Source organism: Micromonospora sp. DT46 (genome assembly GCF_049841735.1).
GTDB classification, from domain to species: Bacteria; Actinomycetota; Actinomycetes; order Mycobacteriales; family Micromonosporaceae; genus Micromonospora; species Micromonospora reichwaldensis.
The window spans coordinates 393,619-417,862 of the sequence record NZ_JBNCKW010000008.1; the positions used below are offsets into that span (position 1 = coordinate 393,619).

14 protein-coding genes are annotated in these 24,244 nt (G+C 74.8%); 8 read left to right on the forward strand and 6 right to left on the reverse strand.

The window, feature by feature from the left end:
* The first annotated feature begins 5 nt into the window (after nt 1-5).
* The 4 genes from ACLQ20_RS24000 to ACLQ20_RS24015 all read left to right on the forward strand — a co-directional run bounded on the left by ACLQ20_RS24000 (nt 6) and on the right by ACLQ20_RS24015 (nt 3,991).
* Complete coding sequence (locus ACLQ20_RS24000; RefSeq protein ID WP_151455943.1) at nt 6-1,295, forward strand: sensor histidine kinase; 1,290 nt, start codon at nt 6-8, stop codon at nt 1,293-1,295.
* Nucleotides 1,292-1,951, forward strand: a complete 660-nt coding sequence (locus ACLQ20_RS24005) for a response regulator (RefSeq protein WP_425857733.1) — start codon at nt 1,292-1,294, stop codon at nt 1,949-1,951. The genes ACLQ20_RS24000 and ACLQ20_RS24005 overlap by 4 nt, the downstream gene beginning before the upstream one ends.
* 171 nt (nt 1,952-2,122) lie before the next feature.
* A complete protein-coding gene (locus ACLQ20_RS24010) occupies nt 2,123-3,271 on the forward strand; it encodes an endonuclease (protein ID WP_225852336.1) in 1,149 nt (382 codons plus the stop codon).
* Nucleotides 3,272-3,493: 222 nt separating this feature from the next.
* The gene (locus tag ACLQ20_RS24015) at nt 3,494-3,991 is read left to right on the forward strand and encodes a DUF2231 domain-containing protein (RefSeq protein WP_327031045.1); all 498 of its coding nucleotides are present in this window, start codon (nt 3,494-3,496) and stop codon (nt 3,989-3,991) included.
* A gap of 75 nt (nt 3,992-4,066) precedes the next feature.
* Here the strand turns inward: ACLQ20_RS24015 and ACLQ20_RS24020 are convergent, their stop codons facing one another.
* Nucleotides 4,067-5,230 carry an LLM class flavin-dependent oxidoreductase gene (locus ACLQ20_RS24020; protein WP_327031044.1) on the reverse strand — a complete coding sequence of 388 codons (1,164 nt, stop codon included), beginning with the start codon at nt 5,228-5,230 and terminating at the stop codon, nt 4,067-4,069.
* A 190-nt stretch (nt 5,231-5,420) separates the two neighbouring features.
* Between ACLQ20_RS24020 and ACLQ20_RS24025 the strand changes: the two genes are divergently transcribed.
* Genes ACLQ20_RS24025 through ACLQ20_RS24035 form a run of 3 tightly spaced genes read left to right on the forward strand, consistent with a single transcriptional unit; the run spans nt 5,421 to nt 7,938 of the window.
* The gene (locus ACLQ20_RS24025) at nt 5,421-6,401 is read left to right on the forward strand and encodes an aliphatic sulfonate ABC transporter substrate-binding protein (protein WP_151455938.1); all 981 of its coding nucleotides are present in this window, start codon (nt 5,421-5,423) and stop codon (nt 6,399-6,401) included.
* Entirely contained in the window at nt 6,398-7,234 is an 837-nt protein-coding gene (locus tag ACLQ20_RS24030) for an ABC transporter permease (protein ID WP_425857734.1), read from the forward strand. The genes ACLQ20_RS24025 and ACLQ20_RS24030 overlap by 4 nt, the downstream gene beginning before the upstream one ends.
* Entirely contained in the window at nt 7,207-7,938 is a 732-nt protein-coding gene (locus ACLQ20_RS24035) for an ABC transporter ATP-binding protein (protein WP_425857735.1), read from the forward strand. The genes ACLQ20_RS24030 and ACLQ20_RS24035 overlap by 28 nt, the downstream gene beginning before the upstream one ends.
* Nucleotides 7,939-8,068: 130 nt before the next feature.
* Here ACLQ20_RS24035 and ACLQ20_RS24040 read toward each other — a convergent pair whose 3' ends face one another.
* From ACLQ20_RS24040 to ACLQ20_RS24060, 5 genes are all read right to left on the reverse strand, one after another.
* Complete coding sequence (locus tag ACLQ20_RS24040) at nt 8,069-8,635, reverse strand: flavin reductase family protein (RefSeq protein ID WP_425857736.1); 567 nt, start codon at nt 8,633-8,635, stop codon at nt 8,069-8,071.
* 475 nt (nt 8,636-9,110) lie between these two features.
* Entirely contained in the window at nt 9,111-9,743 is a 633-nt protein-coding gene (locus ACLQ20_RS24045; protein WP_425857737.1) for a CG0192-related protein, read from the reverse strand.
* Nucleotides 9,744-9,825: 82 nt separating this feature from the next.
* Nucleotides 9,826-10,857 (reverse strand): MBL fold metallo-hydrolase, encoded by a 1,032-nt coding sequence (locus ACLQ20_RS24050; protein ID WP_425857738.1) that lies wholly within the window; start codon nt 10,855-10,857, stop codon nt 9,826-9,828.
* Nucleotides 10,854-21,932 (reverse strand): MupA/Atu3671 family FMN-dependent luciferase-like monooxygenase, encoded by an 11,079-nt coding sequence (locus tag ACLQ20_RS24055; protein WP_425857739.1) that lies wholly within the window; start codon nt 21,930-21,932, stop codon nt 10,854-10,856. The genes ACLQ20_RS24050 and ACLQ20_RS24055 overlap by 4 nt, the downstream gene beginning before the upstream one ends.
* Nucleotides 21,929-23,185, reverse strand: a complete 1,257-nt coding sequence (locus tag ACLQ20_RS24060; protein ID WP_425857740.1) for an MFS transporter — start codon at nt 23,183-23,185, stop codon at nt 21,929-21,931. Before ACLQ20_RS24060 ends, ACLQ20_RS24055 begins: the two co-directional genes overlap by 4 nt.
* Before the next feature lie 221 nt (nt 23,186-23,406).
* On the opposite strand from ACLQ20_RS24060, the gene ACLQ20_RS24065 reads away from it, so the two are divergent.
* The gene (locus ACLQ20_RS24065) at nt 23,407-24,207 is read left to right on the forward strand and encodes a crotonase/enoyl-CoA hydratase family protein (RefSeq protein ID WP_358119124.1); all 801 of its coding nucleotides are present in this window, start codon (nt 23,407-23,409) and stop codon (nt 24,205-24,207) included.
* The last annotated feature ends 37 nt before the right edge of the window (nt 24,208-24,244 follow it).

Here is a 24,244-nt window from a genome sequence, read left to right on the forward strand (position 1 = left end):
GCGGCATGACGACAGCTCGTCCCCTGTGCCTGGCCGAGGCGCTGCGCCGGCCCGGATACCTGTTCTCCCCGTGGCCGTGGCGCGCGCTGGCCTACCTGTTCACCACCGTCCCCGTCGCCGGGGTGCTCGCCGTCGGGCTGCTCGTCGTCGGGGCACCCCTGCTGGCCGCGGTCAACGCCGCCCGGCAGGACCGCCCGGTCGAGCTGCCCCTCGTGCTGTTCCTGGCCGTCGGTGCCCTGACGGTGCTGGCGTCGGCCCCGGTCGTGAGCATCGCGGTGACCGCCGTGGAACGGCAGCGGCTCGGCCTCGTGGACGGGCGGCCGTTGCCGGCGTACCGGTGGCGGGGCCTGGCCGCGCGCTACACCGACGCCGACGCGTGGCGGGAGGTCGCTTACACCTTCTGGCTGGGCGGCGTCGTGCCGCTCGGCTACGCCGTGTCCACCCTGCTCGTGCTGCTCGACCTCACGCTGGTCGCCAGCCCCTGGCTGGTCGGCGACGCCGACGAGGTCATCGTGGTCTGGACCACCGTCGACACGGCCGGCAAGGCCGTCCCGTACGCCGTCCTCGGGGTCCTGCTCCTCCCGGTGCTCTGGTACGGGCTCGGCGTGCTCGCCGCGGCCCAGGGCGCGGTGGCGCGGTGGCTGCTCGGCCGGCCCGCCGACGGGGCGGCCCTGCGGGAGGTCAGCCGCTCGCGGGCCCGGCTGGTCGACGCGTACGAGACCGAACGCCGCCGCATCGAGCGCGACATGCACGACGGCGCGCAGCCCCGGCTGACCAGCCTCACCCTCCACCTGGGTCTGGCCCGGCTGGACGTGCCCGAGGACTCCCCCGCCGCCGCCCCGCTAGCCGTGGCGCACGACCAGGCCAAGAACCTGATGGTCGAGCTACGGCAGATCGTGCAGGGCATCCGCCCGCAGAGCCTCACCGACCTGGGCCTGGCCGGCGCGGTACGGGAACTGGCCGGCGAGGCCACCGTCCCGGTCACCGTCCACGCCGACCTCGGGCAGCCGCTGCCCGAACTCGTCGAGAGCACCGCGTACTTCGTGGTGTCGGAGGCGTTGGGCAACGTCGTCCGGCACGCCGGGGCGACCCGGGCCGAGGTCCGGCTCGTCCAGGCCGACGGCGAACTCGTCGTGGAGATCTCCGACGACGGCCACGGCGGGGCCGACCCGGCGCGGGGCACCGGCCTGACCGGCCTCGCCGATCGGGTCGCCGCGGCCGACGGGCGGCTGCTGCTCGCCAGCCCGCCCGGCGGCCCCACTCTCGTCCGGGTGGAGTTGCCGTGCCACCGATGACGCGCGTCGTGCTCGCCGAGGACGAGGTCCTCCTGCGCGAGGGCCTCGCCGGCCTGCTGGCCCGGTTCGACTTCGAGGTGGTCGCCGCCGTCGGCACGGCACCGCAGTTGCGGGACGCGGTCCGGGCGCACGAGCCGGACCTGGTGGTGACCGACATCCGGATGCCGCCCGGCCCGCACGACGACGGGCTGCGGGCCGCCGTCGACCTGCGCGCCGAACGGCCGCGGCTCGCCGTCATGGTGCTGAGCCAGCACGTGCAGGCCGAGTACGCCTCCGCCCTGCTCGCCAGCGGCGACGGACGGGGCGTCGGCTACCTGCTCAAGGACCGGATCGCCGAGGTCGCCGAGTTCGCCGGGCAGCTGCGCACGGTCGCCGGCGGCGGCACGGTCGTCGACCCCGACGTGGTGCGGCGGCTGCTGCACCGCCCACGCGACCCGCTCGCGGCCCTGTCCGCCCGGGAGCGCGAGGTGCTGACGCTGCTCGCCGAGGGGCACTCCAACGCGGCGATCGCCGCGCGGCTGCACGTCACCGAGGCGGCCATCGGCAAGCACATCGGCAACGTCCTGGCGAAGCTCGGCCTGCCGCCCAGCGACGACACCAACCGCCGGGTGCTGGCGGCCCTCACCTACCTGCGCGCGGGCCCGTCGCCCCGGTAGCCGGCTCCGGCGCGACCGGTGGCCGCCTCCGGCGCGGCCGTCCGCCGGGCAGGCGCGGCCGCCCCGCCGAAAAGTTGCGGTCCCGATCTCCCGCCGTTCACCCGCGCCCCGCTAGCATCGCTGCTCATGAATACGAGGAGCAGTACCCGCTCGGGCCCCAGAAGGCTGGCGATGGCGTTCGCGCTGGCCGTCGTCCTGGTGGCGCCCGTGGCGGTGACGGCGGCGGCGTCGGCCGCCGGCCCCCTTACCGTGGCCCAGGCGCTTGCCGCGCAGGACGGCCGGACGGCCGCCGTGACCGGCTACGTCATCGGCCAGCCGACCAGCACCACGACGGTGCTCAGGTCCGGCTTCACCGCCGACACCGCGATCGCGATCGCCGACACGGCCGCCGAGACCGGCGCGAGCAGGATGCTCTACGTCCAGGTCACCGCCGCCTACCGGAGCACGTTCGGGCTGCTCACCAACCCGGGCCTGCGGGGCCAGCGGATCACCGCCACCGGCGCGCTCACCGCCTACTTCAGCCACGGCGGCCTGAAGAACCCGACGGCGATGACCCTCGGCGGCACCACGCCATCGCCGAGCCAGTCCCCGACTCCGGTCCCGACGACCACCCCGGCGCCCGGCGGCGACTACGACTCCACCTACTACGCCAACGCGATCGGCAAGTCCGGCACGGCGCTGCGCAGCTCGCTGCACTCGATCATCAAGGTGCAGACGAAGCTCTCCTACGACCAGGTCTGGGAGGCGCTGAAGGACACCGACCAGGACCCGGCCAACACCAACAACGTCATCCTGCTCAACACCGGGCGGTCCCAGAGCAAGAGCAGCAACGGCGGCGGCGTGAACGACTGGAACCGTGAGCACGTCTGGGCCAAGTCGCACGGCGACTTCGGCACCGCGACCGGCCCGGGCACGGACGTCCACCACCTCCGGCCGGAGGACGTCTCGGTCAACTCGACGCGCGGCAACAAGGACTTCGACACCGGCGGCAGCCCCGTCGCCGAGGCGCCGGGCTGCTACACCGACGCCGACTCGTGGGAGCCGCGCAACGCGGTCAAGGGCGACGTGGCACGCATGCTGATGTACATGGCGATCCGGTACGAGGGCACCGACGGCTGGCCCAACCTGGAGCTGAACCAGTCGGTCAACAACGGCAGCGCGCCGTACCACGGCAAGATGTCGGTGCTGCTCCAGTGGAACCAGGCCGACCCGCCGGACACCTTCGAGAAGCGCCGCAACCAGCGAATCTACGAGCGCTGGCAGGGCAACCGGAACCCGTTCGTCGACCACCCGGAGTGGGCGACCGCCATCTGGGGCTGACCTCGCCCCAGCGGCGTGTCGCGGCCGGTCCCCGTCGGGGGACCGGCCGACCGGCGGGCGGTCGGTCGGCCCGCGCCCGTGGGATCCGCCGCACGCGGGCGTTCCGCCTTCGCCGTACGGGACGCCGCAGCCTGGGCCACCGACAAGGTAGGCACTGGTAGGTGTACCCGCGCCCGAGCGGGGTATCCCGCGCGGCCAGCATCCGTCTGTCGGGAGGTCACCGTGGAGAGTCGAGCCAAGGCGTTGGGCCACGGGATCCATCCCATGATGATCGTCTTTCCGCTGGGACTGCTCGCCACGGCGGTGATCTTCGACATCCTGTACCTGATCACGGACCGCGCCGGATTCCAGATCTCCGCCGCGTACACCATCGGCGCCGGCGTCATCGGCGGCCTGCTCGCGGCGGTCTTCGGCTTCACGGACTGGCGGGCCATCCCGTCCGGCACCCGCGCCAAGCGGGTGGGCGCGATCCACGGCATCGGCAACGTCGTCGTCGTGCTGCTGTTCGCGGTGAGCTGGTTGGCGCGGGCCTCCGCGACGAACTGGGAGCCGAACGCCCTGGCCCTGATCTGCAGCTTCGCGGGCATCCTCCTGTCCGGGATGACGGCCTGGCTCGGCGGCGAGCTGGTCGAGCGGCTGGGCATCGGGGTCAGCGACAACGCCGGCGTCAACGCGCCGAGTTCCCTGTCCCGTCGTTCCACGCGCCGCGCCCGCGCCTGATCCGTCCGCCCGTGCCCCGGACGGACCGGGCAGGCCGGTGGGTCCGCCGGCCCGACCCGCCGGGGGGCGGGATCGTCACCGCGCGCCGGCGGGTTCCGGGACGAACGGCAGGCTCCTCGGCTCCACCGGCTGGGCCTCGCCGGCCGGGTGCCGCCACAGCCCCCGCGCGCGCAGGATCGGCAGCACGCCTTCGCCGAACCAGTACGCCTCCTCCAGGTGCGGGTGGCCGGAGAGGATGAACTCGTCCAGGCCGAGCGCGTGGTACTCGGCGATCCGGTCCGCCACCTCCGTGTGGCTGCCCACGAGGGCCGTGCCGGCGCCGCCCCGGACCAGGCCGAAGCCGGCCCAGAGGTTGGGGGCGACCTCCAGTCCGTCGCGGGAGCCCCCGTGCAGGTCGAGCATCCGGCGCTGCCCCTCGGACTCGCTGCCGCGCAGCCCCGCCTGAGCCGCCCGCAGGTCGGACTCGGCGATGCCGTCGAGCAGGCGGCGGGCCTGCGCCCAGGCCTCCTCGGCGGTGTCCCGGGTGATGACGTGCAGCCGGATGCCGAAGCGCAGTTCGCGGCCGGCCTCGGCGGCCAGCGCGCGGACCCCGTCGAGCTTGCCGGCCACCTGGGCCGGCGGCTCGCCCCAGGTGAGGTAGACGTCGCTGTGCCGCACCGCCACCGGCAGCGCGGCGGCGGAGGAGCCGCCGAAGTAGATCGGCGGGACCGGGTCCGGTAGCCGGTTGAGCCGGCCCTGCGCGATCCGCAGATGCTCGCCGGCGTGGTCCACGGTCTCGCCGCGCCACAGCGCCCGCACGATGTGCAGGAACTCGTCGGTGCGCGCGTACCGGGCGTCCTTGTCCAGGAAGTCGCCGTAGGCGCGCTGCTCGTGCGACTCGCCGCCGGTAACGATGTTGACCATCAGCCGGCCGCCGGAGAGCCGTTGGAACGTCGAGGCCATCTGCGCCGCCAGCGCGGGCGTGAGCAGGCCGGGGCGGAAGGCGACCAGGAACTTCAGCCGCTCGGTCACCTCGGTGAGCATGGCGGTGCTCAGCCAGGCGTCCTCGCACCAGGCGCCGGTCGGGGTGAGCGCGCCGACGAAGCCGAGCTGCTCGGCGGTCCGCGCGATCTGGCCCAGGTAGGCGACGGTCGCCGGGCGGGCGCCGCCGGCCGTGCCGACCGGCACGCCGTGGCCCCCGCCGACGATGTCCCGGCTGTCGCCGTAGGTGGGCAGGAACCAGTGGAAGGTGAGGGCCATCCGGATCTTTCCTCCAGTGCGGTGGCGAGAAGAGGTGCGGCGGGGCAGGCGGCCGGCGGCCGGGTGCTCCTGAGGGGTGGGACGATCCCGGCGACAGTCTACCCATAAAACCTATCGGGTTAGTAGGCTTAGTGCGACAGGCGGCTGTCAGTGCCGTCGCGCCCCCAGGTCCATCTCCGTAGGAGCTGTCATGCGAACCCCCAGAACGGCCCTCCCCCGTCGGCACCGCCTGGTGACGGCACTGCTCACCGCCGTGGCACTGGTCGCGGTCGGCGGCGTCAGCGCCTGCGGCGACGGGTCCGCGGCGGCCGGCGGAGACAAGGGCCCACTTCGGATCGGCTATCAGCGCTTCGGAGGACTGAGCCTGGTCAAGGCCCGCAACGCCGCCCCCGACGTGGAGTGGTCGTTGTTCGAGAGCGGCCCGGCGCTCACCGAGGCGCTCAAGGCCGGCTCGATCGACATCGGGCAGGTCGGCGAGGCGCCGCCCGTCTTCGCCGCGGCGGCCAAGATCCCGTTCTCCGTCATCGGCACCTCCGCGCCCGTCCCGCAGGGCGAGGCGGTGCTGGTCAAGGACGACAGCGGCTACCGCACCTTCGCCGACCTGCGCGGCAGGACGGTGGCCCTGAACAAGGGCTCCAACGTGCACTGGCTGCTCGTGCGCCTGCTGGCGGCGCACAAGATGACGTTGGACGACATCAACGTCAAGTACCTCAAGCCCGCCGAGGGACGGCCCGCGTTCGACAACGGGCAGGTCGACGCCTGGATCATCTGGGACCCGTACTTCGCCCTGGCCGAGCAGCCCGGGGTCCGGGTGCTCGCCGACGCCACCGGCCTCGCCAGCAACCGGGAGTACGTCCTGGCCGCCCCGGACGCCGTACAGAACCGGTCGGACGACATCCGGGCGTTCCTGCGGACGTACCGGACGGTGACGGACTGGGGCATCGCCAACCCCGACGAGCGGGCCCGCACCCTCGCGCCCGAGTTGAAGATCGCGCAGGACGTCACCGAACGCGCCCTGCTCCGCAGCGCCAAGCCCCTGTCCCCGGTCACCCCGGCCGTCGGCGACGAACTCCAGGCGATCGCGGACGGCTTCGTCGCGCTGAAGCTCGTTCCGGGGCCGGTCGACATCCGGGGCCGCGTCGACGGCCGGTTCAACGAGGTCTTCCAGTGAGCCGTACGACGCTGGCCGACGCCCCGGCCACGGCCACGGCGACCGCACCGACGCGGCCTGAGCGGCCCGCGCGGCCGGCCCGGCGGTGGCGCCGGCTCGCCAGCCCGGTGCTGCTGGTGCTCTCCTGGGAGCTGGCCGCCCGGATCGGGCTGCTGGCACCCGAGAAGCTGCCGGCGCCGAGCGACGTGCTGGCCACCGGGTGGCGGCTGTCCCGCGACGGCATCCTCGCCACCCACCTGTTCGACTCGCTCACCCGCGCCGGCGTCGGCCTGCTGATCGGCGGGGGTCTCGCCCTGCTGCTCGGCACCGTGGCAGGGTTGCTCCGGCTCGGCGACGACCTCGTCGACCCCCCGGTGCAGATGGCCCGGATGCTCCCCCACCTGGGACTGGTGCCGCTCCTGATCATCTGGGTCGGCATCGGCGAGTCGCTCAAGATCAGCCTGGTGGCCCTCGGTGCGTTCTTCCCGATCTACTTCAACACCTACGCCGGCATCCGGGACATCGACGAACGCCTCGTCGAGGCGGCCCGGACGTGCGGGCTGGGGCAGGCCGCCCGGCTGCGCCACGTGGTGCTGCCCGGCGCACTGCCCGCCCTCTTCCTCGGCCTACGCCTGGCGATCGGGGCGGCCTGGCTCAGTCTGGTCGTCGGCGAGCAGGTCAACGCCCAGACCGGGATCGGCTTCCTGATGATGGAGGCGCGCGAGTTCAGCCAGACCGACGTGGTCGTGCTCGGCCTGCTGATCTACGCGCTGCTCGGCCTGGCGTCCGACCTGGCGCTGCGTGTCGCGGAGAGGAGGACGCTGACATGGCGGCGCGGACTGCGGGCGACCTGACGGGCGCGGGGCCGGTGCTGACCGCCCACGCCGTACGCCGGGCGTTCGGCCCCTCGGTCGTGCTGGCCGGCGTCGACCTGGCGATCTCCCGGGGGGAGGTGGTGGCCCTGCTGGGCGGCAGCGGCTCCGGCAAGAGCACCCTGCTGCGCATCCTCGCCGGCCTCGACGGCGATGCCACCGGCGGGACCACCGTGCACGGCACGGCCGCCGTGGTGTTCCAGGAGCACCGGCTGCTGCCCTGGAAACGGGTGGCCGAGAACGTCGGGCTCGGCCTGTCCGGCGCCGACACCGGCCGGCGGATCGACCGGGCCCTGGCCGAGGTCGGGCTCGCCGACCGGCGCCGCGCCTGGCCGGCCGAGCTGTCCGGCGGCCAGGCTCAGCGGGTCGCCGTCGCCCGGGCACTGGTCCGCGAACCCGACCTGCTGCTGCTCGACGAGCCGTTCGGCGCCCTCGACGCGCTCACCCGGCTGCGGATGCAGGGGCTGCTACGCCGGCTGCGCGCCGAGCACGGCTTCGCCGCCCTGCTGGTCACCCACGACGTGGACGAGGCCCTGCTGCTCGCCGACCGGATCCTGCTGCTGGAAGGGGGCGTCATCGCCGAGGAACTCCCGGTCGACCTGGGGTCGGTGCGTACGCCGGACGAGCCGGCCTTCGGCGCGCTGCGCCGCCACCTGCTCGACCGCCTCGGCGTGCCGGCCGCCTGACCGCGCCGCCGGCCCCGCACCGGCCGGTCCTCGCCACGGAGATCCGTCAACGGCCCCCGGCCCCACCCGGCAGATCCGGGTGGGGCCGGGGCCGCTCGCGCCGATCCGGGTCGACCGGCGGGAAGCCGGGTCACGCGGCCTCTCGGCCCGCCCCGTCGACCCCGGTGTAGCGGCCCTGGTGGTGCAGCAGCGGCGAGCCGCCGTCGGCGTGCCGGATCAGTTCCGGCTCGGCCAGCACGACGGCGTGGTCGCCGACGGGCACCCGGTCGACCACCCGGCAGAGCAGCCAGGCCAGGACGCCCCCGAGGATCGGCGCCCCCTCCGGTCCGGTACGCCACCGGGTGGGGGTGGCGAACCGGTCGATGCCGCTGGTGGCGAAGGTACGGGCCAGTTCCCGCTGGTCTTCGGCGAGCAGGTGCACCGCCACGTGGCGGGCGCCGGCCAGGGTCGGCCAGCTGGACGATCCGAGGTTCACGCAGAACGACACGACCGGCGGCGCCAGCGACACCGAGGTGAACGACGTGGCGGTGAAGCCGACCGGCGGCGCGCCGGGCGCGGTGACCACGGTGACGGTGCTGGCCTGGTGGCGCAGCACCGTGCGCAGCGCGCGGGCGTCGGCGTCGACCGTCCACCCGCCCTCCGGGCCGTCCTGCCACTGTCGGACGAGGGGGTCGGTGTCGTACCGCGCGATGACCATCGGGACCTTCCGGAGGGGAGTCAGGCAGAGAATCGTGACAGAGCGGCGACGCCAGCCCCGGCCGCCCGCCCCGGCCGCCCGCAGCGACGGCACGCGGACCTCGGTCCACGGCGGCATCCTGGAGTCGGGAAGCGCCGGGACCAGGAACCGCCCCCGCGGGTCGTCGACGACCGCGACGGGTGGCCGCGCTGGCCGCGTCGAGGGGGCAGGTGGCGATCACCGAGCGGCGACGAAGCCGGGGAACCGACCGGTGCGGCCGTCGGGCGCGACGCGATCGGCGGTCAGGCCACCGGGCGCGGACCGGGACAGAGCTGCGAGGCGACCCGCATCAGGTCGACGACCCGGCGGGAGGTGAGCAGCGGTACGCGCGGCATGACCCCATTTTCCTACTGGATCAGTAGGAATACAAGTCCCCTTCACCCGCCGGTGGGCCGAAGGGGGTCGGCGCGCTGCCCCGAGCCGACGGTACGGGCCGTCAGCGCCGGCGGGCGTACGCCAGCGGCAGAGGGCTCGCCTGGCCGCTCCACGTGCCGGTCAGCACGGCGCCCTCCGACGCGGTGCCGCCGTCGGGGCGGCGCACGACGGCCAACTCCACGGAGTCGGTGACGATGACGGTGAGGTCGTCCTCGACCACGCGGCGCACGGCGCCGACGGGCGGGACCTCGGCGCCCCGGGTGCCGCTGCCGGCGATGGTCATCGACAGCTCGCGGTACTCCCGCTGGCCGTCGGCCTCGAAGTACTCCTGCGCCTGCCCTGCGTCGGCGAGGACGGCCGCCGCCAGCGTCGCGGCGTAGACGGGATCGGCGCACGCGTCGTACACCCAGCGGCGGCCGAGCACGGAGTGCTCGGTGGTGCCGACGAGCCAGTCGTCGCCGCCGTCGAGGGGCGCGCCGCGGTAGGTCAGCGGAACCTGGTGGATCGGCCCGTCGCCGGCCCTGACGAGCAGCGTCTCGACGCCGACGGCGCCGGCCGGGTCGTCGAACCGGTAGGCCGCCACGCGCTCGACGTCGACGCCGGCCGGCCCCTGGAACCAGGGTCGGCCGCGCAGCCACGCCGCCAGGAGTGCGAACTTCGTGGGGCGCATCTCCGCCCGGTGCAACAGCGCCATACGCCGCATCGTAGGGGCACCCCCGTGCCCCGCGCTGACCCGGCCGCACGCGACGCGCCCGGCGCGAGCGGGGCCCGGCGGGTCAGGCGGTGGCGTAGCGGCGCAGCCCGTCGACGTCGGACCGGGTCAGGCGGCCCTGGGCGACCAGGAGTTCCAGGTGCGCCGCGGTCTCGGTGACGGCGAGCATCGCGTTGAACACGTCGAGGTCGGCCAGCCTGTGCTCCCGCCGGGTCCAGCGCAGCCGTGCGGCGACCTCGTACGCCGAACTCGCCCCCCGGGCCACGGCGGCCTCCGTCTCGTCGAGCCGCGCGCCGTGGTGCGCGACGAGTTCGTCGACCCGCGCGTGCACGCTGGGGGTCACCGGCCCGTGCGCCGGGAGCAGCCGCGCGTCCGGTCGCCGGCGCACCAGCGCGAGCGATGCCAGGAAGTCGCCGAGCGGGTTCGCCGAGAGTGCGGCCTCGAAGCCGATCGAGGGGGTGATGGTGGGCAGCACGTGGTCACCGGCGAACAACAGGTGCGAGCCGGTGTCGTGGAAGACGACGTGCCCGCGCGTGTGGCCCGGCGTCTCGACGACGTGCAGGGTGCGCTCGCCGTGCCTGATCTGCTGACCGTCGTGGAACCAGTCGTCCGGCAGTTCCCAGTCCTCGGTGCTCAGCCGCGTCCCGGTCAGCCTCGCCAGGGTGTCGGCCAGCTCGCCGGCGCCCAGCAGCCGCAGGCGGCCGAGCTGCTCGGCGAGCGGATTCCGGTGCGGCGTCATGGACGCCGCCAAACTGTCGCGTTCGCCGGCGCCGAGGCTCACCCGCATGCCGTACTCGCGGCGCAGGTGCACGGCCTGCGTGTAGTGGTCCCGGTGCACGTGCGTGACGAGGAACCGGCGCACGTCCCCCAGCGAGCAGTCCAGCTCCTTGAGTGCCGCGTCGAGCGCGGAGCGCGCCTCGGCGATCGCCCACCCGGAGTCGACGAGCACGAGACCGTCGTCGTCGCGCAGGACGTACACGTTCACCGCGCGCAGGCCGTCGTTCGGCAGCGGCAGCGGCACGCGGTGGACGCCGGGGGCGACCTCGAACGTTCCGGGCGTGGTCCAGTCGTCGGAGTTGCCGGTGCCCGAGGTCATGATCCGACCATAGTCCGCGCCGCGACCTGCCCCGGCTCCTCGTCGACGGCCGCGACGAGAATGGCGACGAAGCGGTCGCACCAGGCCGCCACCGTGGACCGGTCGAACAGGTCCGTGGAGTACTCCACGACGCCCCGCAGGCCGCCCTCGTGCGGGGTGAAGACCGTGGCGTAGTCCCGGCGGGCGCAGCCGAGCCCCTGGTCGGTGACGTGCGCCACGAGCCCCGGCAGCCGCACCTCCGGCATCCCCGGATTCCAGCCGAACAGCGTCGTGGCGACCGGTGGCGGCATGCCGACCCGCCAGTGCGGGTCGACGGCCGCGTACACCTCGGCCAGGGGCGCCGGCTGGTGCCGGAGCGCGTCGAGGAACACCCGGTCGGTGCCCGCCGTCAGCTCCGCGAAGGACGCCGCGCGCGCCAGCGGGGGCCGCATCAGCAGCGGGCTGGTGAACAGGCCCACGACCGACTCGTCCTCGCGGTGGTCGCGGTGGGCGTACGGGCAGGCGAGGACCACGTCACGCGTGCCGGTGAGTTCGCGTACGAGCAGCGCGTACCCGCTGGCCAGGACCGGGAACAGGGTCGTGCCGCAGCGCTCGGCGAGGCCGGTCAGGCGGTCGGTCAGCTCGGCCGGGACGTCGAAGGCGAACTCGCTGCCCCGGCCGGACGGCCGCGCCGGCCGTGGGCGGTCGGCCGGGAACGACACCGCGCGGGGTGCTCCGGCGAGCTGGTCCCGCCAGTACCGCAGGACGTCCGGCGGGACGGCGGTCGCCCGTTGCCGGCGCGCGTGGTCGACGTAGCGTGCCGTGGGCGCGGCGGGGGCCGCACCCTGGCCGGTCTCCGCGGCGTAGCCCCTTCCCAGCTCGTCGAGCAGTTGGAGCATCGACCAGCCGTCACCACAGAGATGGTGCACGACCAGCATCAGCACCCACGCGTCTTCGTCCAGCCGCGCCAGCCGGGCCCGCAGCCATGGTCCCGTGTCCTCCGGGAAGGGCTCGCGGCCGGTCCGCACGCACCACTGCTCGACCTCGTCGGCGGCGAGGTCGCACACCGGCAGCGTCCCCGGCCGGGCCGGGAGCACCTCCTGGACCAGCTCACCGGCGCGTTCCACCAGGCGGGTGCGCAGCGCCTCGTGCCGGGCGACCAGGCCGTCGACCGCCCGTTGCAGGGCCGGCACGTCGAGCCGACCGGCGAGGGTCACCCGTACCGCCATGTGCACGGCCGGCGGGTCGGGGGCCTGCCGCTGGCGATGCCACATCAGTTCCTGCGGGTAGGTCGCCGGCGCCCGGTCCACGACCTCGGACCCGCCGTCCGCGGTCGCCAGGTCCCGCGCCATCGCCCGGATGCCCGGGCTGCGCAGCACCCGGTGCGTGCCGACCGTCAGGCCCAGCAGGTCCGTCAGCCGGTTCGCCAACCGTACGGCCGCCAGGGAGTGACCGCCCGCGGCGAAGAAGGGGACGTCCACCGGCAGCCGGGCCACCCCGAGCTCGGCGCACCAGGAGTCGTGGACGAGCTGCTCCATGGCGGTGCGGGGCCGGTCGGCGGCGCCCGTCACGGCGGGCGCCGGCAGCCGCGACCGGTCCACCTTGCCGTTGTCCGTGGTGGGCAGGGTGTCCAGCAGCACCCAGGCCCGGGGCACGAGGTGTGCGGGCAGGCGCTCGGCGAGCACCGCGGCGAGTCGCTCCGCGCGGGTCGCCGCCGGTTCCCCGTCGTCGTCCGCCACGACGTACGCGGCGAGGTACGGCTCGTCGCCCCGGTCGTGCCGCGCGATGACGGTGGCCTGGCGTACCCCGGGCAGCATGGCCAGCTCCGCAGCGGCCTCGCCGGGCTCCGTCCGCTGTCCGGCGATCTTGACCTGGTCGTCCACGCGGCCGACGAACTCGAGGGTCCCGTCGCCCCGTTCCCGGACCAGGTCCCCGGTCCGGTAGACCCGTGCCCCGGGCAGGCCAGGATCGGGCAGGAAGGCGGCGGCGGTCGCCGCGGGTCGGTCGAGGTAGCCCCGGGCCACGCCGGCCCCGCCGACGTACAGCTCCCCCACCGCCCCCCGTGGCACCGGCACACCGCGCTCGTCCAGCAGGTACAGCCGATGGTTGTCGACGGGGGTGCCGATGTCGACCGGCCCCGGAACGTCCGCCCGCACCGGACCCGCCGTGGCGACGATGCTGCACTCGGTCGGACCGTAGGCGTTGATCACCTCGGCCGGGAAGCCGGCGGGCGGTCGGCGCCGGAGCTGGCTGCCGCCCACGACGAGCGTGCGCGGGGCGTGCGCGGGCATCGGAAGGGCGAAGACCAGCTCGGCGAGCGGCGCCGGCAGGAAGGCCACCGTGACGCCGCCGCGGGACCACTCCTCGACGAGGGCCGCAGGGTCGCTCCGCGCCTCCTCCGGTACGAGATGCACGGTGGCGCCGGCGGCGAGCGCCGGATGGATCTCGGCGAGGTTCGCGTCGAAGGCGAGCCCGAGCGCGTGGCCGACGGTGTCGGCTCCGGTGAGGGCCAGGGCCCGCACGTGCCAGTCGATGGCGTCCACGGCGGCCCGGTGCGGCACCAGGACGCCCTTCGGCCGGCCGGTCGAGCCGGACGTGTGGACGCACCAGGCCACCTGCTCCGCCGTCGGCACCCGGCCCGGGGCTGGCAGGTCCGGGTCACCGGGATCCTCGACCCGCAGGCAGACCGCGTCCGTCGGCGCGTCCACGTCCTTCGTGGTGACCAGCAGCCGGGCGCCGCTGTCGGCGAACAGGGTGGCCACCCGGGCGGCGGGCAGCCCCGGGTCGAGGGGGAGGAAGCCCGCGCCGGCGATCAGCACGGCGAGCTGGGCGGCGATCAGCTCCGGTCGGCGCGGCAGGAGCACCGCGACGAGGTCGTCGGGCCCGACGCCGGCGGCGGCGATCCGGCGGGCGAGCAGGTCGGCCCGCTCGCGCAGTTCGCGGTACGTCCACCGGGTCGTCCCGCACACGACCGCCACGGCGTCCGGGGTGCGGGCCGCCTGCCGCAGGAACAACTCGTGCAGCCGGGCGTCGCCGACGGGTGTCCGCGGCCCGTGCAGGCGGTCGGCGGAGTCGTCCAGGTACGCCGCCAGGCCCGACAGCGGCTCGTCGGGCTCCCGGGTCGCCCGGTCGAGCAGCCGCTCGACGTAGTCCAGCAGGCGACGCACCGTCGCCCGGTCGAGCACGTCGGTCCGGTACTCGACGTGGCAGCGCACGGTGTCGCCGTGGGACAGGTAGACGACCAGGTCGACCGGGGCCTTGTCCAGGCCCACCGGGATCGGCTCGGCGGTGACCCCCGGCAGGTCGAACAGGAACGCCGGGGCGCCGCGCTCGTACTCCACGACCACGTCGAAGAGCGGGTGGCGGCCGGCCTCCCGGTTCGGGGCGAGCGCGCTGACGAGGTCGTCGAAGGGCACGCCCGCGTGTTCGTACCCGTCCGCCGAGCGGTACTGGACCCGAGCGAGCAGCTCCCGGAAGGTGGGGTCACCGGCGAGGTCCAGCCGCAGCGGCATGGTGTCGACGAAGAACCCGATCAGGTCCTCGGAATCCTCGTCGCGGCCGCTCATGCCGGTGCCGATCACCAGGTCCGGTTGGCCGCTGAACCGGAACAGCGCCACGCCGATCGCGCTGAGCAGCGTGGTGAACGGGGTGACCCGCTCGACGCGGCTGAGCTGCCGGACCCGTTCGGTCAACTCCACCGGGATCTCCACGAGGAGACTCTCACCGGCGGCCGAGACGGTGGCCGGTCGCTGCCGGTCCGAGGGCAGCACGAGGGTGGGCGGCAGCGGATCGAGCAGGTCGAGCCAGTACGCCAGGCTCTTGTCCACGCCGTCCCGGGCCGACCGGGCACGCGCCCTGGCCAGCTCCGGGTAGGTGACCGGCAGCGGGGGCAGCGCGGCCGTCGTACCGGTCGACCGGGCCCGGTAGCACGCGCCGACCTCGCGGGTCAGGACCGCGTACGAGCCGCCGTCGGTGGCCAGGTGGTGGAACGACATCACCAGCACGTGGTGTGTCGGGGAGAAGCGCAGCAGCTCGAACGCGAAGACCGGCCCCTCGACGAGGTCGAACACCCGCGCGCTCTCCCGGGCCATCGCGGCCCGCACCACGGCGTCCTCGTCGGCACCGGCATGCTCCCGCACCGGCAGGTCGACCGTCGCCGTCGGCCGGACCACCTGGCAGGGTTGCCCGTCGACCTCGCGGTAGGTCGTCCGCAGTGGTGCGTGCCGGTCCACGACGTCCTGCAACGCTCCGCGCAGCGCCGCCGTGTCGAGCGCGCCGCACAGCCGCACGGCCGCGCCCTCCGTGTAGGCCGGGGTGCCCGGGTACGCCTGCTCGACCAGCCACAGCCGCCGCTGGCCGGGCGTCAACGGAGCGATCTCGACGGTCGGTGGCGCGGCGATCCCGACGGCCTCCGGCACCGCCGTCCCGACGACCACCGAAGCCGTGGCCGCAGCCGGGGCGGGGGCCACAGCCGGGGCCGGGGCCGCAGCCGGGGCCGCAGCCGGGGCCGGGGCCGCAGCCGGGGCCGGTCGACGGGGCGTGGCCCGCCGCAGCGCGTCGATGGCCGGCAGGCCGTCCCGCACGGCCCCCGCCGGCAGGCCGAAGTCGACGAAGCAGGCGATCTCGTCGGCGCCGGCGTCGAGAACCGCGTCGAGCACCGGCCGGCAACTCTCCGGCGAGCCGATCAGGGCCCGCTGCTCGCAGTACCGCTGGTAGGCACGGGACAACACGAACCGGACGTCCTCGTCGGGGGTGTCGGCGAGGTCGACGTTCATGCCCAGGCTGTTGACCACCTGGCCGAGCAGGCTGAACGAGGAGCGCAGGTAGGCACAGAACGGCTCGAACGCCATGGCCCGCGCCTGCTCGGCGTCGTCGCCGAGGAAGGTGTGCAGCAGCACCACCACCCGCCCCGCAGCGGGATCGAGACCGTGTTCGGCCCGGGTACGCCGGTACAGCGCGACGTTCTCGGCCAGCCGCGCGACGTCCTGGGTCATCAGGTTGGTGACCACGCCGAGGCCGCGGCGGGCCGCCTCCCGGTAGCTGTCCGGGTTGCCGACGATCGCCGTGAAGGTCGGCGGTTCCGCCTGCACCGGGCGGGGGAACAGTCGGATGTCGACGTCTTCGCCGCTGCCCGACCGCGCGGTGATCGCCTCGCCGCGCCAGAGCCGCCGTACGGTGTCGAGATTGTCGTACATCACCTGCTTGTGGCGACGGTAGTTGTCCGGGTAGAAGACGAAGTCGTTGGCGTGCCATCCGGGCGCGCACCCCAGCCCGACCCGCCCCCCGGAGAGGTTGTCCACCATGGACCATTCCTCGGCGACCCGGACGGGATGGTGCAGGGGCAGCACCACCGAGCCGGCGTTGAGGCGCAGCCGGCGGGTCCGCGTCGCGAGGGCCGCGGCGAGCACCGACGGGTTGGGAAAGAGCCCGCCGAAGGAGTGGAAGTGCCGTTCGGGCAACCACACCGCGTGGAAGTCGTGGGTGTCGGCGAACTCGGCGGCCTCGATGATGGTTCCGTAGGCGTCGTCCCGGGCCGAGTCGGGGTAGTCGCCGAAGAAGTACAGGCTGAAGTCGACGGTGTCCTGCGTGCCGGCCACCGACGCGGCCGGCGCCGGCCGCGTCGACGGCTCGGGGACGACGGCCGCGCCGCCACTGGTGCTGGCGTTGGCGCCGGTGGCGGTGGCGCCGTTGCCGCCGGCGCCGGTGGCGGCGCCGAGAAGAGCGAGCTGGTCGCGCATCAGGTCCAGCTGGCGGTGCACGATCGTGACGAGGTCGGCCGGTACGTCCCGGGGGGCGTCGCCCGGGACGGCCGGTGCCGCCGAAGCGACGGGCACGGGAACCGGCCCGGCGGGCACGGGAACCGGCGCGACAGGGACGGAGGGCGACGCGGTCGTCGGACCGGCCGGCGGGGCAGCCGGAGGGAGCACGCCGGCCGAGGCGCCGCGCGTCACCGCCTCGGCGAGCCGGCGGGGGGTGTCCACGGCGGCGAACAGGTCCCGGACGGGAACCCGTACCCCGAACGCGTGGTCGATCTCCCGGGCCATGGTGATCAGGAGCAGCGAGTCGGCACCGAGGTCGAGGAAGGTCTCGTCCGGATCGACCTCTCCCACGTCCAGTCCGAGCCGCTCGGCCGTCAGCGTCCGGATGCGCGCGAGCACCTGCTCGGCCCCGACGTCGTGCCCGGCCGGCGGCCGGGGCGGCCCCGGCTCGGCGGTCGCCGACGACCCAGCCGCGCCGCTCGCGGCAGACCCGCCGGCCGCAACCCGGACGTCGGTCGCGGCGGAGGTGCCGGTCGCGACCCGGCCGTCGGTCGCGTTGGAGGTGTCGGCCGCAACCCGGACGTCGGTCGCGGCAGAGGTGTCGGTCGCGGCGGAGATGTCGGTCGCCCCGGGCGCGGAGACCCAGAACCGCCGGCGCTGGAACGGATAGGCCGGCAGTGGCACGGCTCGGCCACCGCAGTCGGCGGTCAGCGCGGCCCAGTCGACCGGGAACCCCGCCACGTGCAACTCCGCGACGGCGCGCCACAGCCCGTCGACCGGTGGGGTGCCACGACGTTGCGACGGCACCCACCGCAGGTCGGATCCCGTGCCGCGGGCGATGCTGGTCAGCGCCCCGTCCGCGCCCGCCTCGACGACCGATCGCACGCCCTGCTCGGCGAGGGTGGCCACGGCGGCGCTCCAGGCGACCGGCTCGCGCGCCTGCCGGCACAGGTGGTCGGCGTCCGGCAGCCAGCCGGGTGGGCGTACCCGGCCGTCCAGGCTGCTGATCAGGGGCAGGCGGGTCGGTGCGAGCTGCACCTCCCCGATCATCCGGCGGAGCCGGTCGAGGACCGCGTCCACGCCGGTCGAGTGGAACGCCCGGTCGACCGGGAGCGGGCGGGTCGCCACGCCGTGCCGTTCGGCTTCCCGGACGACCGCCGCCAGGGCATCCGGGGAACCCGCGAGCACGTGGTGCTCCGCGCCGTTGCGGGCGGCGATCTCCGCCGTCGACCCACGCAGCAGCTCATCGACCGTCGCTTCGTCGGCCAGGACCGCGCACATCGCGCCGGGTGGCAGCGCGTCGCGCATCAGGGCGCCCCGGTGCGCGGCCAGCCCGACCGCGTCGCCCAGGGACAGCGCACCGGCCACGACCAGTGCGGCGTACTCGCCGACGCTGTGCCCGAGGACGACGTCCGGCGTGAGCCCCCACGACCGCCACAGCTCGGCGAACGCCACCGCGGTGACCACCAGCGCCGGCTGCGCCACGTCCGTCGGGCGACCCGTTCCGACGGGGTGTTCCCGCAGCCGGGCGACGAGGTCGCCACCGGTCACTCGGCGGTACGCGTCGGCCCCCTCGGCCAACACGTCCCGCGCGACCGGGAACCGCTCGGCGAGATCGAGGACGACGCAGCGACGGTCGCCCTGCCCGGGAAAGGCCAGCGCGACCGGAGTGACGCTCTCCGGCTCCGCCCGGCCGGTCAGCACGTTTCCCGCCACGCCCGCCTCGACGTACCGGTGGAGGCCGTCGGCCAGCTCGGCGGCGGAGGTGCCGAGCGCGACCAGGCGGTGCCGGAGGTGGCGTCTGCGCCGCCCGGCGCTGGTGACCACGTCGGCCAACGCCGGCCCGGGGTCCTCGCGGAGCAGGTCGCGGTGGCGGGCGGCCAGCTCCACCAGCGCCGACGGGTCGGCCGCCGACAGGGGCAGCAGTCCCGGCGCGGGGTGGGCCGGTGGCTCGTCCGACCGGCGTCGGTCCGCCGGGGGCGGCTCCTCGACGATCACGTGGGCGTTGGTGCCGCCCACCCCCAACGCGCTGACGGCCGCCCGGCGCGGCCGCAGGTCCGCTGGCCACCGCGTGCCACGGGTGGTCACCGTGAAAGGGCCGGCGGCGAGGTCGATCGCCGGATTCGGCCGGCGGAAGTTGATCTGTGGGGCGACCCGGCCGGAACGCACGGTCAGGATCGTCTTGATCAGGCCGGCCATGCCCGCGCAACTGTCCAGGTGACCGATGTTCGCCTTGACCGAGCCGAGGAACGGTCGACCGCCCGCGTACACCTCGGCGAGGGCGTGGTGCTCCACCGGGTCGCCCAGGGCCGTGCCCGTACCGTGTGCCTCGACGTACCCGATCGACTCCGCCGGGACGCGCGCGGCGGCCAGCGCCCGCCGGGCGACGTCGACCTGCCCGGCCACTCCGGGTGCCGTGAAGCCCACCTTGCCGGCACCGTCGTTGTTCACGGCCGAGCCGATGATCACGGCGTGCACGGTGTCGCCGTCGGCGAGGGCCCGGTCGAGCGGCTTCAGCACCACGGCGGCGACGCCGTTGCCGCCGACCGTTCCGTCCGCGTCGGCGTCGAAGGGCCGGCACCGACCGCTCGCCGACAGGATCGATCCCGGGGTGTGCCGGTGACCCGTCACCTGCGGCACGTGCACGGCCACGGCGCCCGCGACCGCCTGGTCGACCTCGCCGTCGAGCAGCGCCCGCACCGCCAGGTGCACCGCCACGAGCGAGGTCGAGCAGGCGTTCTGCACGTTGATCGCCGGCCCGGTCAGCCCCAGCCGGTACGCCACCCGGGTGGCCAGGAAGTCCGGCTGGTTGCCGAGGGCGACGCCGATCGAGTCGGCCGGATCGGCGGGCCCCGTCCGGTGGCCGAGCTGGCGGAGATAGGTGTGGTGCGGATAGAGGTTCATTCCGCTGCCGGCGTAGAGGCCGGTCCGCAGCCCCCACGTGTCGCCCGGGTGCCCGGCATCCTCCAACGCGTGGTGACAGGTCTCCAGGAACAGCCGGTGCTGCGGGTCGAGCAGCTCCGCCTCCCGGGCGCTGATCGAGAAGAAGCCCGCGTCGAAGCCGGCGACGTCGTCGTCGAGGACCCCGCTGGCCGCCACGAGGTCGGGGGCGTCGACGGTGTCGCGTGGGATTCCCGCCGCGACGAGTTCGTCCGGTGTGAAGGCACGCACGCTCTCCACCCCGGCGGTCAGGTTCGCCCAGTACTCGTCGACCGTGCGCGCTCCGGGGAACCGGACCGCCATGCCGATCACCGCGATCCGCCGGTCCCGTACCGGCCCGCCGACGGGCTCCGCCGTGGGCGTGGCCGCCGGGGCGGCGAGGTGCGCGCTGAGCGCGTCGACCGTCGGGTGGGCGAAGAGCACCGGCTGTGAAACCGGGCGCTCCAGTGCCCGCTCCAGGCGGGCCCGGAGACGGACGATCTCGACCGAGCCGATGCCGAGTTCGTAGAACGGACGCGCCGGGTCGACCTGGCCACCCGTCAGGTCGCCGAGGATGCCGGTCAGCAGGGCGCGTACCTCCGCCCTGCCCGGTCCGGCCGCGCGCGCCGCCGTGGCCCCGGCGGGGTCGGTGGTCGCCCGCCGCCTGTCGTGCGGCCGGTGCGGCGACCGGTCGGCCAGGCAGCGCCGGACCAGCTCCGCGCGCCGGATCTTCCCCCCGGTGGTACGCGGGAACTGCTCCGCGGGGAGCGACAGCACCCGCTCGGGTACGACCTGCCAGCGTCGGGCCACCGCCGCCCGCACCGCCTCGGCCACCCCCGTCGCGGGTGCGTCGTCGTCGGGCACGTAGAAGATCACCAGCGACTCGGTGCCGGTGCGGGGCTCCGGTACGCCGACGGCGGCCACCAGGCCGCGCCGTACCCCGGCCACCTCCCCCGCCACCTGCTCGACCTCGTGGCAGGGCAGGTTGTGCCCGTTGAGGATGATCATGTCCTTCGCCCGGCCGGTGATGGCGATCCGACCGTCCCGCATGAAGGCGAGGTCGCCGGTCTCCAGCCAGCCGTCGCCGTCGGGGAAGGCCAGGCGGTTCGCCTCCGGGTCGGCGAGGTACCCGGGCGTGACCCGCGCCGACGAGACCTGGAGCCGGCCGATGCGGCCCTCGGGAAGCACCGCGCCGGCGGCGTCGACGATCCGCAGGGTGGCACCGGGCGCGGGCGGCCCGACGGAGAGGAACTCGGTGACGTCGGCCGGGTCGTCGTCCTCGGCGTACTCCAGGTCGCCGCCCAGGCTCGCCGTACGGATCCGGAGGCGGGTGCCGGGCTCGGCGAAGGAGGCGAAGGTGATTCCCGTGCTGGTCTCCGACATGCCCCAGGCCGGCGTCATCGCCTCCGCCGGCACCCCGGTGGCGGCGACGAACGCTTCGAAGGTCTCCGGCAGGCACTGCTCCCCGCCGCTGACCATGCGGCGTACGCCGCCGAGGTCCCACGGTTCACCGGGGGCCCGGGCGACCGCGTCGGCCACCAGCCGCAGGCCGAAGTTCGGCGCCCAACTGTGCGTGACCCGGTGCCGCCGCATCAGCTCCAACCACCGCAGCGGATCGTCGAGCACCCACTCGGTGGCGACGTGGACGGACGTGGCGCCGAGGAAGACGCCGCCGAGGTGGTAGAGCAGCAGGCCGGCGACGTGGTCCAGGGGAAGCCAGTTGAGCAGGACGTCCCGCGGGCCGATGTCGAGCATCGTCCGGGCCCCGACGGCATATTCCGAGAGCCCTCGGTGCGTCAACGGGATCACCTTCGGCCGGCCGGTGCTGCCCGAGGAGAGCTGCAGCAGCGCCACTGACCCGGGGTCGGTGTCCGTCGCCTCCGGCTCCGGTACGGAAGGGGCGGGGCCGTCGGGAGCGGTCGTCGCGGTCAGCTCCGGCACCGCGACCACCCGGTCCCGCAGCGGCAGCCGGGCCAGCACGTCCAGGTCCTCCGGCCCGGCCAGCACCACGGGCTCCCCCAGCACCCGCCAGGCGTGCACGAGGGCGGCGGCGGTGGGGTTGTCCGCGTCGTACCCGGTGGGCGCGCCGACGGTGAGCGGCACGATCCCGCCGAGGACGCAGCCGAAGAAGGTCGGCCAGTACTGCTCGCCCGAGGTGATCCTCAGGACGACGTGGGACCCCCGCCCCAGGCCGTGGGCCCGCAGACCGGGCAGCGCCGCGCGCGCCCCGGCGAGCAGCCGCCCGTGGTCGAGGAACTCCTCGCGCCCGTCGGGACCCACGATCCGGATGCCCGCGTCCGGGTGGTTCCGGGCCGCCCGCAGCAGCGCCTCGCCCAAGGTCCGGGGATGGTCGACGGGGCCGGGCAGGTCCCCGCCGTGGCTGACGGCAGCGGGGCGATCGGCGGACGTCGACTTCACGGTGCTACCTCGACTTCTTGCGTTCTCTGTCGGTGCGGACGGTGCGCCGGCGTGCGGGCGTGGGAGATGAGGAAGGCACCGGCGGCGGCGAGCGCCAGGCCGTGCGCCAGCGCGACCACCGACAGGGGCGTCAGGCGGTCGAGCGCGAAGGCACTGACGATCATGCCGATGCCGAACCCCGCGTTCTGCGCGGTGCTGGCCAGGCCCATGAGTTGCGGCAGACGGGAGGGCTCGACGGTCTGCAACCGGGTGGTGTAGCTGATCTCGGCGTAGCCGTCCGCCATGCCGGCGGCCAGCGCCAGGACGGCCACCAGCCAGATCGGGGGCCCCGCGAAGGCGAGCACGAACAGCAGCGACATCGCGCAGGTGGCGACGCCGAAGGCCCTCGGCGATCCCGGGCGGGAGGTGCCGGCGGCCCGCCGGGCGTACCACCGGCCGGCGACGAGACTGCCGACCGCCCAGGGCGTGGTGAACAGGGCGGCGAACGCGGCGGGGGCGTCGGGCCAGGCCAGGTTCGCGTACACCGGCAGGCCCACGTTGTGGGAGGCGGACCCGAACGCGTCGACGGACCGCACCGCGATCATGGCCAGGATCACGGGGGCGACCGAGGGCAGGAGGCGCCGGAGCCCCGCCCCGCGGCGGGAGCCCTTGGTGGGCGGCCCGGCGGGGCGGCCCACCACGCGCCAGGCGCGGACCGCGGAGAGCAGCAGTGCGGACACCACGAACGAGGTGGCGTCGAGCAGGAACGCGGCGTGGTAGCCGAACAGGGTCACGAGGATCCCCGCGCTGCCGAAGCCCAGCAGCATGGCCACCGAGCGGGCCGCTACCAGGTTCGCGTTGGCCCGGGCCAGGTCGTCCGGGCCGACCAGCGCGGGCAACCCGCTGCGCAGCGCGACCACCCACAGCGTCTGACTTCCGCCGAGGAGCACGGCCAGCGCGTGCAGCATGGTCGGTTGCGCGGCGGACGGCATCGCGACCAGCAGCACCAGCGCACCGGCCGACAGCAGGTCGCCGCCGATCATGAGCCTGGCCCGCGCGTACCGGCTGACCAGCGTGCCGGCGACCAGCCCCATCAGGACGCCGGCGCACAGGCGGACCGCCATGAAGATCCCGGTGGACACGGCGGAGCCCGTGATCTCCAGGGTGAACAGCCCCAGCGCCACCATGTTCAGGAAGCTGCCGTACGTGGACACGGCGTGCGCGGCGATGACGAGACGGAGCGGACGTGCGGAAGGTTCCTCCGTTGCTGGCACCTGTCGAGATCCGCCCCGCTCATGATCGTGTATGGAGCGAGGATCATGCCATTGCGGGTACGGGCATCTCAATACGTCGAAGGACCGGCGCCCGCATCGCCGACGGCGGCTGTCCGCCCGCCGTGGCGCAGAGCCGTTCGGGGCACCCCGCCTTGCCGGCCGGGCCGGCGTGTGGTTGGTTTCGGGGCAGACCAGATCAGCGGCACACCGAGGAGACACGCGTGGACGACCCGGTTCTCGTCGAGCGGGACGGTCCCGTGGAGACGTGGACGATCAACCTGCCGGAGGCCCGCAACCCCATCTCCGGCGACGACGTGATCGACGCGTTGGTGGCCCGGGTCGACGCGGTCAACGCCGACCGGGGGGTCCGGGCGGTCATCCTCACCGGCGCCGGCAGCGCCTTCTCCGCCGGCGGCAACGTCAAGGACATGGCGGACCGGGTCGGCCTCTTCGGCGGCGCCCCGCACGAGCTGCGCGACGGCTACCGTCGCGGCATCCAGCGGATCCCCCGGGCGATGTACGCGTGCGACGTGCCGCTGATCGCTGCGGTGAACGGAGCGGCCGTCGGCGCCGGCTGCGACCTGGCGCTCATGTGCGACCTGCGGATCGCCTCGGAGCGGGCGTTCTTCGCGGAGAGCTTCGTCAAGCTCGGCATCATCCCCGGCGACGGCGGCGCCTGGCTGCTGCCCCGTGCCGTCGGTGCCGCCCGGGCCGCCGAGATGACGCTGACCGGGGACCGGGTCGACGCCGCCACCGCCCTGGAGTGGGGGCTGGTCTCCCGGGTCGTGCCGCACGAGGAACTGCTCACCGAGGCGCGCCGGCTGGCCGACCGGGTGGCCGCGAACCCTCCGCACGCCGTACGGATGGCCAAGAAGCTGCTGCGCGAGGCCCAGCACCAGAGCCTCGACAGCGTGCTGGAGCTCTCCGCCGCCATGCAGGCGCTGGCGCACCAGACCCGGGACCACGACGAGGCGGTCCGGGCCTTCCTCGACCGGCGCGAACCGCACTTCACCGGGGAGTGAGCGGGACGGGCAGCCGGTGACGGCCCCGCCGTGGGTG